12 protein-coding genes are annotated in these 15389 nt (G+C 63.3%); 8 read left to right on the top strand and 4 right to left on the bottom strand.

Going from position 1 to position 15389, the window contains the following annotated elements:
• The first annotated feature begins 54 nt into the window (after positions 1-54).
• From NKH93_RS07660 to NKH93_RS07640, 5 genes are all read left to right on the top strand, one after another.
• Positions 55-1149: an ABC transporter ATP-binding protein gene (locus NKH93_RS07660; protein ID WP_023677270.1), complete on the top strand. Its 1095-nt coding sequence runs from the start codon at positions 55-57 to the stop codon at positions 1147-1149.
• A 67-nt stretch (positions 1150-1216) separates the two neighbouring features.
• Positions 1217-2332 (top strand): ABC transporter substrate-binding protein, encoded by a 1116-nt coding sequence (locus NKH93_RS07655; RefSeq protein ID WP_023677269.1) that lies wholly within the window; start codon positions 1217-1219, stop codon positions 2330-2332.
• A gap of 17 nt (positions 2333-2349) precedes the next feature.
• Positions 2350-3183 (top strand): ABC transporter permease, encoded by an 834-nt coding sequence (locus NKH93_RS07650; RefSeq protein WP_352473751.1) that lies wholly within the window; start codon positions 2350-2352, stop codon positions 3181-3183.
• Positions 3184-3187: 4 nt separating this feature from the next.
• Positions 3188-3994 (top strand): ABC transporter permease, encoded by an 807-nt coding sequence (locus tag NKH93_RS07645; protein ID WP_352920295.1) that lies wholly within the window; start codon positions 3188-3190, stop codon positions 3992-3994.
• Positions 3995-4083: 89 nt separating this feature from the next.
• A complete protein-coding gene (locus tag NKH93_RS07640) occupies positions 4084-4371 on the top strand; it encodes a DUF982 domain-containing protein (protein WP_352685247.1) in 288 nt (95 codons plus the stop codon).
• Positions 4372-4414: 43 nt separating this feature from the next.
• Here the strand turns inward: NKH93_RS07640 and NKH93_RS07635 are convergent, their stop codons facing one another.
• The 3 genes from NKH93_RS07635 to NKH93_RS07625 all read right to left on the bottom strand — a co-directional run bounded on the left by NKH93_RS07635 (position 4415) and on the right by NKH93_RS07625 (position 7698).
• Positions 4415-4723 (bottom strand): HigA family addiction module antitoxin, encoded by a 309-nt coding sequence (locus tag NKH93_RS07635; protein ID WP_352473755.1) that lies wholly within the window; start codon positions 4721-4723, stop codon positions 4415-4417.
• Positions 4724-4838: 115 nt separating this feature from the next.
• The gene (locus NKH93_RS07630; RefSeq protein WP_352920299.1) at positions 4839-5897 is read right to left on the bottom strand and encodes a glycosyltransferase family 2 protein; all 1059 of its coding nucleotides are present in this window, start codon (positions 5895-5897) and stop codon (positions 4839-4841) included.
• Positions 5898-6366: 469 nt separating this feature from the next.
• Positions 6367-7698, bottom strand: a complete 1332-nt coding sequence (locus NKH93_RS07625) for a dicarboxylate/amino acid:cation symporter (protein WP_352920302.1) — start codon at positions 7696-7698, stop codon at positions 6367-6369.
• Positions 7699-7936: 238 nt separating this feature from the next.
• Here NKH93_RS07625 and NKH93_RS07620 point away from each other — a divergent pair, with 238 nt between their 5' ends.
• Together NKH93_RS07620 and NKH93_RS07615 are read left to right on the top strand one after the other, a co-directional pair.
• Complete coding sequence (locus NKH93_RS07620; protein WP_352920304.1) at positions 7937-9796, top strand: sensor histidine kinase; 1860 nt, start codon at positions 7937-7939, stop codon at positions 9794-9796.
• Between the two features lie 6 nt (positions 9797-9802).
• Positions 9803-11158: a sigma-54-dependent transcriptional regulator gene (locus tag NKH93_RS07615; RefSeq protein WP_352920306.1), complete on the top strand. Its 1356-nt coding sequence runs from the start codon at positions 9803-9805 to the stop codon at positions 11156-11158.
• 30 nt (positions 11159-11188) lie between these two features.
• Here NKH93_RS07615 and NKH93_RS07610 read toward each other — a convergent pair whose 3' ends face one another.
• Entirely contained in the window at positions 11189-11932 is a 744-nt protein-coding gene (locus tag NKH93_RS07610) for a 2OG-Fe(II) oxygenase (RefSeq protein WP_352774355.1), read from the bottom strand.
• 147 nt (positions 11933-12079) lie between these two features.
• Here NKH93_RS07610 and NKH93_RS07605 point away from each other — a divergent pair, with 147 nt between their 5' ends.
• The gene (locus NKH93_RS07605; RefSeq protein ID WP_352969779.1) at positions 12080-15280 is read left to right on the top strand and encodes a tetratricopeptide repeat protein; all 3201 of its coding nucleotides are present in this window, start codon (positions 12080-12082) and stop codon (positions 15278-15280) included.
• Positions 15281-15389: the final 109 nt, after the last annotated feature.

The following is a 15389-nucleotide window of genomic DNA, read 5'->3' as shown; positions in this document are numbered from 1 at the left end:
TGCGGTGAGCCGCCGCCCTGCCTACGATTTCGGCTACGCTAAGGAAAGGGCAGGATGCAGCAACCCGGCCGGGCCGCAGAGATCAAGGCAATCGGGATCGGCAAGAGCTTCGGCTCGTTCCGTGCGCTGGACGATCTGACGCTCGATATCGGCCGTGGCGAGTTCCTCACCCTGCTCGGCCCCTCCGGTTCCGGCAAGACCACCTTCCTGATGATCCTTGCCGGCTTCATTCAGCCGACCGACGGTCGCCTTTACAGCGACGGCGTCGACATCACCGAGCGGCCGGCCGAGCAGCGTGCCGCCGGCATGGTGTTCCAGGGCTATGCGCTGTTCCCGCATATGAGCGTCGAGGCCAACATCGCCTTTCCGCTCAAGGTGCGAAAGAAACCGGCGGCCGAGATCAAACGCCGCGTCGGCGAAATGATCGAGCGCGTCGGGCTCAAGGGCCACGAAAAGAAACTGCCGTCGCAATTGTCCGGTGGCCAGCAGCAGCGGGTCGCACTGGCGCGGGCGCTGGTGTTCGAGCCGGGCGTACTTTTGCTCGATGAGCCGTTTTCAGCACTCGACAAGGGCCTGCGCGGCCAGATGCAGGCCGAGATGAAGCGGTTGCACCAGGAGACCGGCACCACCTTCGTCTTCGTCACCCATGACCAGAGCGAGGCGCTGGCGTTGTCATCTCGCGTCGCCATCTTCAACCACGGCAAATTGCTGCAGGTCGGCGCGCCGGACGAGGTCTACGACCGGCCGGACAACCGCTTCGTCGCCGAGTTCCTGGGCGAGATCAACATGCTGCCGCTGAAGGGCGTACGCCCGGCCAACAATGGCTCGACGGGCCTCTGCGAAGACCGCGCGATCAGCATGCGCTGCAAGGCCGAGAAGGTCCGGGGCGACGCCATCCTGGCGATCCGGCCCGAATACATGTCGATCGCCCGCGAAGCCGCGACAGGCGAGAACGGCATTGCCGCGACTGCCGTCGCCTCGACCTATCTCGGCGCTGCGACGCGGCTCGATCTGACGACGCGGCAAGGCGCCAAGGTGACGATCTCTGTGCCGAACGAGGTCGCCGCTTCCGCGCTCAGCAAGGGCAATTCCGTCTGGCTGACCTGGCCGGCGGAGAAAGGCTTCCTCCTTCCGAACGGAGGACAATGACGATCGGCGCGGCGAATTCGCCAAGCTGACTTTCAGGAAATATCAACGACAAAAAAGGGGAACTGACATGACAAACCAAACCAAGAAAAATTCCATCGAGGCGCTATCCGCCAGGGCAGTGCGCGGCGAGATCTCGCGCCGGCAGTTTACGCAGCTGGCCGCACTGGTGCTGGCCGGCACGCCGATGCTGCTGCGCTCGACCGGCGCCTTTGCCGCGGCTAAGGAACTGGTGCTCGTCAACTGGGGCGGCGACGCCATTACCGCCTATGACGCGGCTTACGGCCAGGCCTTCACCAAGGAAACCGGCATTGTCGTTAAGATGGACGGCTCCGGCCCGACCGAAGGCGCGATCGCGGCGCAGTTCAAGAGCGGCGCCCCGACCTGGGACCTGGTCGACGTCGATCCGTTCTCGGCCATCACGCTCGGCGCCCAAGGCATGCTCGAGCCGATCGATTATGCGGTCGTCGACAAGAAGAAGATGCGGCCGGGCTTCGGCTGGGAATACGCCGCCTCGACCTATTTCTTCTCCTATGTCATCGCCTATGATGCCGAGAAATACGGCAGCCAGGCACCAACCGGCATGGCCGACTTCTTCGACGTGGCAAAATTCCCCGGCAAGCGCTCGCTCTACAAATGGGGCGTGTCGAGCTGGGAAGCGGCACTGCTCGCCGACGGCATCGCACCGGCATCGCTCTACCCGCTCGACCTCAAGCGCGCGCATGACAAGATCGCCGCCTTCAAGGAAAACGTCGTCGCCTATTGGGGTGGCGGCGCCGAAAGCCAGAGCGTGCTGCTCAATGGCGAGGCCTCGATGGCGATCGTCTGGTCGACCCGGGCTTCGCTCATCGAGCAGGATTCCGGCGGCAAGATCAAGTTCATCTGGGACCAGGGCCTGATCTCGCCCGGCGCGCTCGCCGTGCTCAAGGGCAATCCCGGCGGCAAGGACGCGGCGATGAAGTTCATCGCCAGCACCCAGGACCCGGAGAAGGAACTCATCATGTTCGAAAAGCTCGGTCAGGGTCCGGCCAACCCGGCCACCGATGCGCTGATACCCGCCGACAAGAGGCGCATCAATCCGGTCGATCCCGAGAACATGAAGAAGCAGATCCCGCTCGACATGGATTGGTACGCCAAGAACTACGGGGCGGCACTCGACGAATACACGAAGATCATCTCCGCCTGACAAGCCGGGATAACCGGATGAGAGCATACCTCTCCGACAGGATGGGCGCGGCGCTGTTGATGGCGCCGCTGCTCCTCTTTCTTGTGCTGGCCTATGCCTGGCCATTCCTTGGCGTGGTTAAATGGAGCTTCACCCTGCCCACGCCGGGGCTGGGGCAGTACAATGCGCTGCTCACGGATCAGTTGGTGCAGTCGGTCTTCATCCGCACGCTGCGTATCGCCGCGATCGTGACGATCGTTTCGGTTGTCGCCGCCTACGCCATCACCGTTGTCTGGGTACGCGGCACGCCGGTGCAGCGCGTCGTGGCCGAGTTCTGCATCCTGGTGCCGTTCTGGATCTCGGTGCTGACGCGCGCCTTCGGCTGGGTGGCGCTTTTGTCCAATCGCGGCCTGATCAACACCTGGCTGCAGGCGGTCGGCTTCATCTCAGAGCCGCTGGCGCTGGTGCGCAACGAGTTCGGCGTTATCGTCGGCATGACGCATTTCCTCATTCCCTTCGCCGTGTTTCCGCTGGCCTCATCGATGCGCAGCCTCGACGACCGTGTGCTGCTGGCGGCGCGCGGCCTCGGCTCCAGCCGTATGCGCACCTTTTGGTCGGTATTCGTGCCGATGACCAGCTCCGGCATCATCGGCTCGGCGCTGATCGTCTTCGTCTTTTCGCTCGGCTTCTTCGTCACGCCGGCGATCCTCGGCGGCGGCCGTAGCGTGATGATCGCCGAGCTGATCTACCTTCGCATCTTCCAGAGCCCGGACTGGGGCCTGGGCGCCGCAATCAGTGTCGTGCTGGTGCTGTTTGTCGGCGCGCTGATGGCGCTGCTGTTCCGCTATATCAGACCCAAGCAACTGGTGTAGCGCGATGCCGACCTACCGCCCCGGTCCCGTCTCGCTGGTCCTCGCCGCCCTCGTCGCGCTGTTCCTGCTGCTGCCGCTGCTCGCCGTCATCCCGGTATCGCTGACGCCGAGCCGCATGCTGGCGATGCCGTCGGGCGAATTGTCGCTGCGCCATTACCGGGCGCTGATCGAGGATCCGCGCTGGATCGATTCGATCCTGCTCTCGATCAGGATCGGCATCGTCAGCAGCGCCTTTTCCACCGTGCTGGCGCTCTGCTTCAGCCTCGGCATCTGGATGTTCCAGCCGCGCTTCACGGCAGCATTGGTCGGTTTCGTGCTGCTGCCGATGGTGGTGCCGCCGGTGGTCTCGGCAATCACGCTCTACTTCCTGCTGACCTCGATCTCCGGGTTCTCGTCGTTCTTCGGCTATGACACCTGGCTGGGTGTCGTCATGGCGCATGCGGTGATGACGGTGCCCTTCGCCACGGTGCTGATCCTGGTGTCGCTCAGCCAGCTCGACCGCCGCATCGACCTCGCCGCCCGCGGCCTCGGCGCCACCGTGTGGGAGCGCGCCACCCGCATCATCATGCCCAACATCAAGTTCGGCATCGTCACCGCGGCGTTGTTGTCTTTCGTGCTGTCCTGGGAGGAGATCGGCGTCACCCTGTTTATCACCTCGGTCAACGCCATCACGCTGCCGCGCTTGATGTGGATGGGCCTGCGCGACAACATCGACCCGGCGATCGCCGCACTCTCGGTGATCCTGATCGTCATCACCGTGCTGGTGCTTGTGGCGCGCAGCGTCGTGGTCAGGCTGCGCGCGGCGCAGTGAGGGCCGCCTCACGCCGTGGTGACTGGCGCAAATGAAACCTTGCGCTACGATTTTCGTTATAAGTAGTTCAACACGTCGAAGGCTCCGCCATGACCCAAGGATGGTTTTCCAAGCCGGTTGCGGTTGCGGTCGGCATCGTGGGAGATATCCGCAACATTTCCAACGCACGGCAGGCTGTCGAGTTGCTGGAAGCCCACTGGCGTGACGCCGGCAGCGCCAAACACGGCTTGGCACTGCGCACATGCCGCCGCGCCATGAGCGACGATCGCTGGACCGAAGCCGCCAGGGACGCGTTCGTCGAGGCCGCGCGGGCGGCGCATGTCCTGGTCGAGCGCGCCGTCGAACCGGAGAACCGGTCCAGGCAGGCAGGACCGTGATCGATTTGTGAGAGCCTCGGTGGTTCGGCCGATCTATTGCATCTCAGGCAGCATGCAATCTTGGAACGGCGCTGACGTCGACCTCGCGCTCCGCATGCCAGGCATCATAGGCAGCCTGCATCCTGAGCCAGATCGCGGCGCCGTCGCCGAACATCTTTCCAAGACGGGCAGCGACAGCCGGCGACACCGGCTTCTTTTCGCGGATGATGTCATAAAGCTGCTGGCGCGAGATTCCGAGCAGATTGGCGATCTCCACCTTGGTCTTTCCGGTTGCCGGGATAATGTCGTCAAGCAGCGCTCCAGGGTGGGATGGGCAGCGCTCCATCGGACGCATCGGCTCATAAGAGGTCATGGGCTGGTTGTCCTTTCGCTTGGGGCGCCACGTACCCATAATGATATTGTTCGAAATCTACCCGGGTTGCCAGACCTCCCGAAAACCTGGCGGAGTTGTGGCACAGCGCCACCCACTATCCCATCGCATGACGAATGGTCTTGGACAGGCGGCTCAAAAATGCCGGCCTCGACGCCGCATCAAGCTTCCACGACAGCACCGCGGTCGCCATTTTCCGCGGCAACACCCCGACCGACAGGAACCAGGCGGCAAGGATTGCACGCCGCCGCAGGGATGCGGTCATTTCGAGGCTGGCGACGGCGCCGGCCGCCCCGAGCGCCAGCCGGGAATCGTCGGCCACGGGATGTCGGCCGCTGTCCGCGCAGAGCGACGCCAGCCGCTCTTCCAGGTGGACCGGATCGTGGCGGACAGCATCCGACGGCACGATGGTCAGGCCGATCCCGGCGGCCTGGTCCGACAGCGCCTGCATGCGGCGGAAATCGTGAGTTACCCGCCAGCGTGCCCGCTCGGCGAGCTTTTCACCGAAGACTGAATGGTTGGCGCCATGGATCCGGTAGGCGCCGAGGCATTCGTCGATCGATTGGACATGCCCGTACATCGGCGCCAGCGTTGCCAGATAGCCGTCGGCGCCCTGCCGGAACTCCGGCTCCGGTATCGGCATGATCGATTCGAGCGTTGCGCGGTCAAAGGCCAGCCCGCTGGTCACTGTCGTCTGATAGCGGCCCTTGTGCAGGAGTTTCGGCATGACGTCGCCGCTGTCGAAAGGCAATTCGGGCGGCGGAAAGACATCCTTGATGCGTTGCCCCTCGTCGACGATATGCAGTCTGGACTGGACCTGAGCGGTTGCATCATCCCACGTTTCGACAATGGTGGAGACGGCGGTTGGATAAAGATAATCGTCGGCGTCGAGGAACAGGACGATCTTGCCCGAGCTCGCAGCGAAGCCGGTGTTGAACGCCGCCGCGTGTCCGCCATTTTGCGCTCGCGGGCATGCGAGGATCTCGTCGCGATAGGATTCCATGATTGTCGTGGAATTGTCCTGCGATGCATCGTCGACGACGATGACTTCGACATCCGCGTAGTCCTGCTCGAGGGCGCTGTCGATGCTGCGTTTGAGGAACCGCGCATAGTTGTAGTTCGGGATGATGATGGATACCGGAATGACAGGCTGCATCGCGTTTGACCTCGCATCTTGCTTTGGTTCGGCAAAGGCCCGCTCATGGGCCCGCCCCCCTCTTCAAGCGCCCCCTCTTGGCGCAACGAGTTCCCTGGGAGAAAGCCTGCGCTTCCCACGAGGAGACGAGTCACGTTTCGCGTTGCGACTTCGTACTGAGGCCGCCATTGCCTTCGAGGCTGCTGCCATGGTCAGGGTCGGCGGCAGCAAAAGCTCCGACGTTCGGCCAAGGTGGGTCGCAACCGAGCCCGACGGAAATGTCTCGCCTCGCGATCAGGTCGGGAGCGAAGCGGACGGGTGCCCTGAAGGCATGGCGGATACTGGCCTGCAAATGCGGCTGGAACAAGCCCCGCGTCGAAAATAGCGCCACTTCAGGTTGCGTTTCAGGCGGCATGCCGCGACCGCCGGCCCTTTTGCCCCGGAGCCGGTGAACCGCCTCCGGGGCCTTGTGATCATGTGGCCTAGACGGTCAGGCGGCCTGCAAACCCGGCAGCGACAGGTCGACTTCCTCCGGCAAGTCGCCGGCCATGGCGGCGGCAAACTTCGTCTGGTCGAGTTCTCCCTCCCAGCGTGCCACCACGACCGTCGCCACCGCATTGCCGATAAAGTTGGTCAGCGCTCGGCATTCCGACATGAAGCGGTCGACACCGAGGATCAGCGCCATGCCGGCGACCGGCACGGTGGGGACGACTGAAAGCGTTGCCGCCAGCGTGATGAAGCCCGCGCCGGTGATGCCGGCGGCACCCTTGGAGCTCAGCATGGCGACAGCGAGCAGCAGGATCTGGTCGCCGTAGGTGAGTGGCGTGTCGGTCGCCTGCGCGATGAACAGCGCCGCCAGCGTCATGTAGATGTTGGTGCCGTCGAGGTTGAAGGAATAGCCGGTCGGGATGACCAGACCGACCACCGAGCGGTTGCAGCCGGCGCGCTCCATCTTGGCCATGAGGCCCGGCAATGCCGCTTCCGAGGACGAGGTGCCGAGCACCAGCAGCAGCTCTTCCTTGATGTAGCGGATCAGCGCCAGGATCGAGAAGCCGTTGTAGCGGGCGACAGCGCCGAGCACCACCAGCACGAACAGCAGCGCGGTCAAGTAGAACGTGCCGATCAGCATGGCGAGGTTGGCGATCGAGCCGATGCCGTATTTGCCGATGGTGAACGCCATGGCGCCAAACGCACCGATCGGCGCGGCCTTCATCAGGATGGCGACGAGGCGGAAGATCGGCGTGGTCAGCGCCTGCAGGAAATCGACGACCGGACGGCCGCGATCGCCGACCAGCGCCAGGGCGACACCGAACAGCACCGAGAAGAACAGCACCTGCAGGATGTCGCCCTGCGCGAAGGCGCCGGTGATGGTGTCGGGGATGATGTTCATCAGGAAGCCGACGATGGTAGTGTCGTGCGCCTTCTCGGCATAGGCCGCCACCTTGGCGGTATCGAGCGTCGCTGGATTGATGTGCATGCCGGCGCCGGGCTGGACGACATTGGAGACGACCAGGCCGACGACCAGCGCCAGCGTCGAGAACACCAGGAAATAGATCATCGCCTTGCCGGCGACGCGGCCGACCTTCTGCAGGTCGGAAACACCAGCGATACCGGTCGCCACGGTCAGGAAGATCACCGGCGCGATCACCATCTTCACCAGCTTGATGAAAGCATCGCCGAACGGCTTCATCGCCTCGCCGGCTTCCGGATAGAAATGGCCGAGCAGCACGCCGGCGGCGATCGCCGCCAGCACCTGCACATAAAGATGCCGGTATAAGGGAAGTTTGCCGCGCGGCTCGGCGGCAGCGATTGCTGTCTGCATGACGTCCTCCATGGCGCCCCGATCGAAAGCTCGACTCCCCGGGGCAGTTGTTTTGAGACCAGCAGCCTCGCGACTGCTGAATTCGTGTTTGCAACAGCCGTGCCAGATACGCAGAAGAGTGCTTCAGCATTGATTTTATTGAGCATTCGCAAACGTCCGCACTGCCGGACGCATGGTCAAGTGCGACTCTCCGCATAGGTCGAATTGTGTTTTGTGCGAGTTCATGCACAAATGGGCGATGCTGCAACGCCCCGCCGGTGCCTTGTCTTCGACGCCCGAGCAACTCGCCAGGCGGGCGCGCCGAGCCTGGCTGCTGTTTGCGGCCGTCGCCCTGCTGATCGTCACCGCAGCGCTCTACGGCGCCGGCCTCTACGGCCGCACCGCCGAGGTCGAGACCCTGGCGGCGCAGGGGCGTACCGACGCCAATCTGAAGGTCGCGCTGCTGCGCGCCGTGCTCGAAAGCCCGCGTGCCCTGCCCCTGCTTTTGTCCGCAGACCAGCAAGTGCGTGACGCGCTGTCGCAGAAAAATGCCGCGGCAATCGATGTGCTGAACCGCAAGCTCGAGGGGCTGGTCTCCGGCACCAAGGCGTCGGTACTCTATGTCGTCGGCACCGATGGACTGGCGGTCGCCTCCAGCAACTGGCGCGAGCCGATCAGCTTCGTCGGCAATGACTACCGTTTCCGCGACTATTTCTCCGGCGCGATGCAGGCCGGAACCGCCGAGTATTTTGCACTCGGCAATGTCAGCAAGCGCCCCGGCCTCTACATTTCGCGGCGCGTCGGCGACACAGACGCACCGCTCGGCGTCGTCGTCGTCAAGATGGAGTTCGACCAGCTCGAAGCCGACTGGCGCGAGGCGAACCGCCCGGCTTATGTCAGCGACGAGAATGGCGTCGTGCTGATCACCAGCGTGCCGTCCTGGCGTTTCATGACAACCGCACCGCTGGCCGCACCTAAGCAAGCCGCGATCCGCGACAGCCAACAGTTCGGCGACGCGCCGCTTGTGCCGTTGCCGATCATGCACGCGCAGGCGCTCAGCCCGGATGTGTCAATCGTCCACGCAGTAACGCCCGGCGGCAGCGACGCGGAGTATCTCAGCCTTTTCACGACGATTCCTTCGACCCCCTGGCGGCTCGACTATCTGATCCCGGCTGAAGCGCCGATCGCCGCCGCCGTCCGCGAAATGCGGCTTCTGGCGCTCGGCGTCGTCGTCCCGCTGCTCGGCCTTGCCGCGTATCTGTTGTGGCGCCGGCAGTCGGCGCAGATGCGGATTGCCGCCGAACAGGCGGCCCGCACCGAACTCGAACGCCGCGTCGTCGAACGGACCGAGGATTTGAGCCGCGCCCGCGACCGGCTGCAGGCCGAGATAACAGGCCACCGCAGCACGGAAGCCAAGCTCCAAATCGTGCAGCAGGATCTGGTCCAGGCCAACCGCCTCGCCATCCTCGGCCAGGTCGCTGCCGGCGTCGCCCATGAGATCAACCAGCCGGTCGCCACCATACGCGCCTATGCCGACAATGCCCGCACCTTCCTCGACCGCAAGCAGACCGGGCCGGCCGAGGAAAACCTCGGCGCTATCGCAGCCCTTACCGAACGCATCGGCTCAATCACCGAGGAGTTGAAGGCATTTGCCCGCAAGGGCCGCACCGCCGCCGAGCCTGTCGAATTACGTGGTGTCATCGAAGGCGCCGTCATGCTGTTGAGAAGCCGCTTTGCCGGCCGGCTCGACGCATTGGCCATCGACCTGCCGCCGCCGAGCCTCAAGGTCATGGGCAATCGGGTGCGGCTCGAACAGGTGCTGATCAACCTCTTCCAGAACGCGCTCGAAGCACTCGACGGCCGCGACGACGCTCGTGTGCAGGTGTCGGTCGACGAGACCGCGGACGGCGTGACGGTCGGCGTGTCCGATAACGGACCCGGCATTCCACCCGCGATCCTCAAATCGCTGTTCACGCCGTTCAACACCTCCAAGGAAAAAGGCCTTGGCCTTGGCCTCGTCATCTCGAAGGACATCGTCGCCGATTATGGCGGCCGCATCGAAGTTTCGAGCGACGACAGCGGCACCCGCTTCACCATTCATCTCCAGACAGCAGCGTAAGCCATCATGACGAACGACAATGCCGCGCCGGTGATCCTGATCGACGACGACCGCGATCTCCTCAAGGCCACCGTGCAGACGCTGGAGCTTGCCGGCTTCTCGGTCTCGGCCTTTGCGGTGGCGGCCGAGGCGCTGGCCGGGCTCGACGCCGGTTTTACCGGCGTCGTGGTGTCGGATATCCGCATGCCTCAGATCGACGGCTTGCAGCTTTTCAACCGCATCCTGCGGCTGGATACCGACATTCCCGTCATCCTCGTCACCGGACATGGCGACATCGCCATGGCCGTCAAGGCGATCAAGGACGGCGCCTACGACTTCATCACCAAGCCTTTCGCCGCCGACCGGCTGGTACAGAGCGTGCGCCGCGCAGCGGAAAAGCGCCGCCTGGTGATGGAGAACCGGGCCTTGCGCGAGGCGGCCGGAGAGGCGCAGGACGGCCTGCCGCTGATCGGCCAGACGCCGGCGATGGACAGGCTGCGCCGCACACTACGCCAGATCGCCGACACCGACGTCGATGTGCTGGTGACCGGCGAGACCGGCTCCGGCAAGGAGGTGGTGGCAAGCCTTCTGCATCGCTGGAGCCGCCGCGCCAAGGGCAATTTCGTCGCGCTGAATTGCGGCACGCTGCCGGAGACCGTCATCGAAAGCGAATTGTTCGGCCATGAGGCCGGCGCCTTCACCGGCGCTCAGAAGAAACGGATCGGCCGCATCGAGCACGCCAGCGGCGGCACGCTGTTCCTCGACGAGATCGAAAGCATGCCGGTCTCGACACAGGTGCAGATGCTGCGCGTGCTGGAAATGCGCGAGGTCACCCCGCTCGGCACCAACGAGGTGCGGCCGGTGGATCTGCGCGTCGTCGCCGCCGCCAAGGTCGACCTCGCCGATCCGCGCCAGCGCGGCGCTTTCCGCGAGGACCTTTACTACCGGCTCAACGTGGTGACGATCTCGATCCCGCCGCTGCGCGAGCGCCGCGACGATGTCGCCCTGCTGTTCTTCTATTTCGCCGAGCGCGCCGCCGCCCGTTTCCACCGCCAGGTGCCGGCAGTGCCGGCTTCGGTGCATCGCCATCTCAGCGACCATGACTGGCCGGGCAATGTGCGCGAACTGGCGCATTTCGCCGAGCGGTTCGTGCTTGGATTGGAGGAAGGCGCCGAAGCACAACCCCCTGCCCCGACCCAATCGAACGCCGCCATGAAGCTGCCGGAGCGGCTGGAGCGCTACGAGGCCGACATCATTCGCGAGACGCTTGGCCGCAACGAGGGCGACGTCAGGCGCACGATCGAAGCGCTGGGGATTCCGCGCAAGACCTTCTACGACAAGCTCCAGCGCCACGGTATCGTGCGCAGCGATTTTTCGAGGTAATCGTCGCCAGGGCTTGACCGGGCGGCCCGGTTACTTGGCGTCGTGGAAGATGATACCGACAGTGTGGCGCATGCCGGAGCGAAGCCGGCTGACGCCGTGCCTGAGATTGACCCGGTAATTGCCCTTGCTGCCCTGGACCGGTCGATTGTGGACCGCGAAGGCGACCGCGTCGCCCCGGCGCAGCGGCACCACCTCGGCGCGGCTCTGCATGCGCGGACGCTGCTCGGTCAGCACGAACTCGCCGCCGGTGAAATCCTTGCCTGGTTCCGACAACAGGATCGCCACCTGCAGCGGGAAGGCCAGATCGCCGTAGAGATCCTGGTGCAAGCAGTTGAAGTCGCCGGGAACATATTGCAGCAGGAGCGGCGTCGGCCGCGTCTGGCCCTGCTCGTGGCATTGCTCGAGGAACGCGGCGTGTTCGTCGGGATAGCGCTGGGCGATACCCATGCGCTCGTTCCAGTCATTGGCGACCGCGGCCAGGCGCGGATAGAGCGCGGTGCGCAAGCCGCCGATCAAGTCGGGCAAGGGATAGCGGAAATAGCGGTACTCGCCCTTGCCGAAGCCATGCCGCGCCATATGGACATGGCTGCGGAAATGGCTCTCGTCCGAATAAAGTCCGGCGATATGCCGGCACTCCTGCGGCGTCAGCAGCTTTTCCATCACCGCGCAACCATAGCCGCTCAGCTCATCGGCCAGCGTCCGCCAGTCATATCCGGCAACGCGCACCTCCGCCGATTTGACCGCCGCTTTCGCGCCTATCGAATGGATGGTCATGGCTTCGCCTCCTGTGGCTTCTCTGTCATTGAGATGGGTGAAACGGCGCGCGCGGACCACCCGTTTCTTGCCGGGTAACTCGTTAGCGATTGTCTCGGGGATTTCGTTGAATACAATGCAGCTGGGCTTGCCGCGATGGGGGGCGATTTGATCGGACGGGTTCGACAGGGGGACAGGGCAGTCCGGCAATTCCTCGTTTGCCTCGTCGTCATGCTGGTCTCGGCGCTCCCGGCCTTGCCCGCCAGCAGCGACTGCGTCAGCGACGATGAGGTCGATCCGGCGGTGCGGATTCCCGCCTGTACGCGCATGATCGAGGATGCGACAGAGCCCCTCGAAAACCGCGGTATTGCCTATTTCAAGCGCGGCAATGCCCTGACGGAACGAGGCGACTATGACCGCGCGATCGCCGACTACAGCGCGTTCATCGGCATCGCACCGACCGTCGCCAGCGGCTACTACAACCGGGGCATCAGCTGGGTCTTCAAGGGCGACTACGACAAGGGCATCGCCGATCTGGACAAGGCGATCAGCCTGGACCCGAAATATGGCGATGCCTACTACAACCGCGGCGTCGCCTGGACCTTCAAGGGCGAGAACGACCGGGCTTTGGCCGACTATGACAGGGCAATCAGCCTCAATCCGGGAGACGGCAGAAATTACCACAATCGCGGGCTGATCTGGTCACGCAAAGGCGACGACGACCGCGCGATAGCCGACTTCGACCGGGCCATCAGGCTCAACCCGAACGACGCCGGTTCCCTGAACGATCGAGCCGATGCGTTGACCAGCAAGGGCGATGAGGAGCGCGCGCTGGCCGACTATGACAAGGTGATCAGCCTCGATCCGAAAAACGCGCATGCCTACTACCGGCGCGGCAACGCCCGGCTGACGGGCGGCGATTTTGACGGCGCCATCACCGACTACAATAAGGTCGTCGCGATCGATCCGAAGGATGCTAGCGTCTACTACAACAGAGGCCTCGCCTGGTCGAACAAGGGCGACCATGACCAGGCGCTGGCGGACTTCGACACGTCCATCAGCCTCGATCCGACATTTGCACCAGCCTATTACAGCAGAGGCGTCACTTGGGCCAACCGGGGGGACCATGACCGCGCCATAGCCGATTATGGCAAGGCGATTGGCATCGATTCAAAACTCGCCGTCGCATACTACGCGCGAGGCGCGGCCCGATCCGACGCAGGTGACGCCGATGGCGGCATCGCCGACTATGGTCAGGCCACCGCGCTCGATCCGAAATATGTCGACGCCTACAACAACCGGGGGATAGCATGGGCGGCGAAAGGCGATTTCGACGGCGCCATCACCGACTACGACCAGGCGATCAGACTCGATCCGAAACACGCCATCTCTTATTCAAACCGGGGTCTGGCCCGAGCAAACAAGGGCGACATCGATCGTGCCATCGCCGATTACAGCCAGGCGATCACCTTCGATCCGAACCTTGGCAATGCCTATTTCAACAGAGGCATCGCCTCGCTTGCAAGGGGCGATGCGGACAGTGCCATTGCCGATTACACCCAGGCGATCAGGCTCGATCCGACAAATCCGAAAATCTACGTCAGTCGTAGCCATGCCTGGTACAAGAAGGGGGAAGACGACCACGCCATTGAGGACTCCAACCGAGCCATCGGTCTCGATCCAAAAGGCGCGATGCCCTTCAACAACCGTGGCATGTCCTTGTGGCGAAAGGGCGAAGCCGACAAGGCCATCGCTGATTTTGACCAGGCGATCCGCCTCGATCCGAAATACGCCGACGCATACGCCAATCGAGGTGCAGCTCTGGCGGACCGGGGCGATAGGGACCGTGCGCTGGCCGACCTCAACCAGGCGATTACCATCGACCCGGGTCAGACCGACGCCTATCTGCATCGGGGCATGATAGATATCGACAGGGGCGATTTCGACGACGCGATGGCCAATCTCGACAAGGCGATCAGTCTTGACCAGAAAGATACCTACGCTTTCAACGCTCGGGGTTTAGTGTGGTTCAAGAAGGGCGATAATGACCACGCCCTCGCCGACTACAACATAGCGATCGATCTTGATCCGAAGCGTGCCGAGACTTTCAACAACCGGGGGATGGTCTGGGCGCGCAAAGGCGACGTCAACCGCGCCTTCAAAGATTACGGACAAGCCATCAACCTCGATCCAAAATACTCAAGCGCTTACTACAATCGGGGAATAGCCTGGTTCGCCAAAGGGGACAATGACCGTGCTATGGCCGATTACGACCAGGCAATCAGCTCCGACCCCGGGAACATCGATGCCTACAACAACCGAGGACTGGTGTGGGCGGCAAAGGGCGAGTTCGACCGTGCCATCGCCGACTACGACAAAGCGCTCGGCCTCAACCCGAAAAATACCTTTTCCTATTCCAATCGTGGAATCGCGCGTGCGGGAAAGAGCGACAATGACGGCGCCCTCGCCGATTTCGACAAGGCCATCAGCCTCGATCCAAAAGACCCTTCTGCATTTTTCAACCGGGGCATAACGTGGATTGCCAAGGGTGATGCCGAGAAGGCCATCGCCGATTTCGATAAGGCGATTAGCCTCGATCCGAAACTGATGCCCGCCTACTACAAACGCGGCGAGGCATGGCTAGAAAAAGGCGACAATGACCGGGCGATCGCCGATTACAGCCAGACCGTTACGCTCGACCCGACAAAGGCGATCGCCTACAACGACCGAGGTTTCGCCTGGAGCAGGAAAGGCGAATACGATCTCGCCATCGCCGACTACGACCGCGCGATCAGCCTCGATCCGAGACTTGTCAAGAGCTACCAAAACCGAGGCGTAGCCTGGACGGCAAAGGACCAATACAGCCGCGCTATCGCCGACTATGGCGAAGCAATCAACCTCGATCCGAAAGACGCCTCCACCTATGCTGGCCGGGGCGTCCTGTATCTCTATTCCGGCGCGACGGCGATGGCGCAGACGGATTTCGAGCAGGCGGCCTCTCTCACCCCCGACAATGCCTACTTTGCCATCTGGCTTGATATCGCGGCGCGGCGCAACGGCGCGGCGAGCCACTTGAAGGAGGCGAAAAGCAAGCTCGACATGACGAAGTGGCCGGCACCGCTGGTCAGCATGCTGCTGGGTGAAAAGACGTCCGCCGAAGCACTTTCGGATGCCGGTGCTGTGGGCCTGGCTCAGAGAACCGGACAAGTCTGCGAAACGAATTTCTACACGGCCGAGCTTAGCCGGCTCCAAGGGCATAGCGAGGAAGCCTTACGGCTTTACCGGCTCGCCGCTAGCGATTGTCCCAGGGATTTCGTCGAATACCGAGCCGCCATGAGTGCGCTGCACGATCTGGGCGTGCCGCCATAACTCTGCAAACGACCGTCTCTTTTGCCGAGAAGATCGTTGGCGAACAAGGCGATAGAGACACACCCTGCCAGACTGATCCAAGCCGGCCGGCGTCCATATGTCAGGAGCC

Source organism: Mesorhizobium sp. M0954 (genome assembly GCF_040319155.1).
Classification (GTDB): domain Bacteria; phylum Pseudomonadota; class Alphaproteobacteria; order Rhizobiales; family Rhizobiaceae; genus Mesorhizobium.
The sequence above is the reverse complement of the archived record's forward strand: the minus strand, read 5'-3'. Positions and strand labels throughout refer to the sequence as shown.

Bases quoted from the DNA above. Each gene is read 5' to 3' on its own strand.
- NKH93_RS07655 (WP_023677269.1), top strand. From the start codon at position 1,217: ATGACAAACCAAACCAAGAAAAATTCCATCGAGGCGCTATCCGCCAGG.
- NKH93_RS07650 (WP_352473751.1), top strand. From the start codon at position 2,350: ATGAGAGCATACCTCTCCGACAGGATGGGCGCGGCGCTGTTGATGGCG.
- NKH93_RS07645 (WP_352920295.1), top strand. From the start codon at position 3,188: ATGCCGACCTACCGCCCCGGTCCCGTCTCGCTGGTCCTCGCCGCCCTC.
- NKH93_RS07660 (WP_023677270.1), top strand. From the start codon at position 55: ATGCAGCAACCCGGCCGGGCCGCAGAGATCAAGGCAATCGGGATCGGC.
- NKH93_RS07640 (WP_352685247.1), top strand. From the start codon at position 4,084: ATGACCCAAGGATGGTTTTCCAAGCCGGTTGCGGTTGCGGTCGGCATC.
- NKH93_RS07620 (WP_352920304.1), top strand. From the start codon at position 7,937: ATGCTGCAACGCCCCGCCGGTGCCTTGTCTTCGACGCCCGAGCAACTC.
- NKH93_RS07630 (WP_352920299.1), bottom strand. From the start codon at position 5,897: ATGCAGCCTGTCATTCCGGTATCCATCATCATCCCGAACTACAACTAT.
- NKH93_RS07610 (WP_352774355.1), bottom strand. From the start codon at position 11,932: ATGACCATCCATTCGATAGGCGCGAAAGCGGCGGTCAAATCGGCGGAG.
- NKH93_RS07615 (WP_352920306.1), top strand. From the start codon at position 9,803: ATGACGAACGACAATGCCGCGCCGGTGATCCTGATCGACGACGACCGC.
- NKH93_RS07635 (WP_352473755.1), bottom strand. From the start codon at position 4,723: ATGACCTCTTATGAGCCGATGCGTCCGATGGAGCGCTGCCCATCCCAC.
- NKH93_RS07625 (WP_352920302.1), bottom strand. From the start codon at position 7,698: ATGCAGACAGCAATCGCTGCCGCCGAGCCGCGCGGCAAACTTCCCTTA.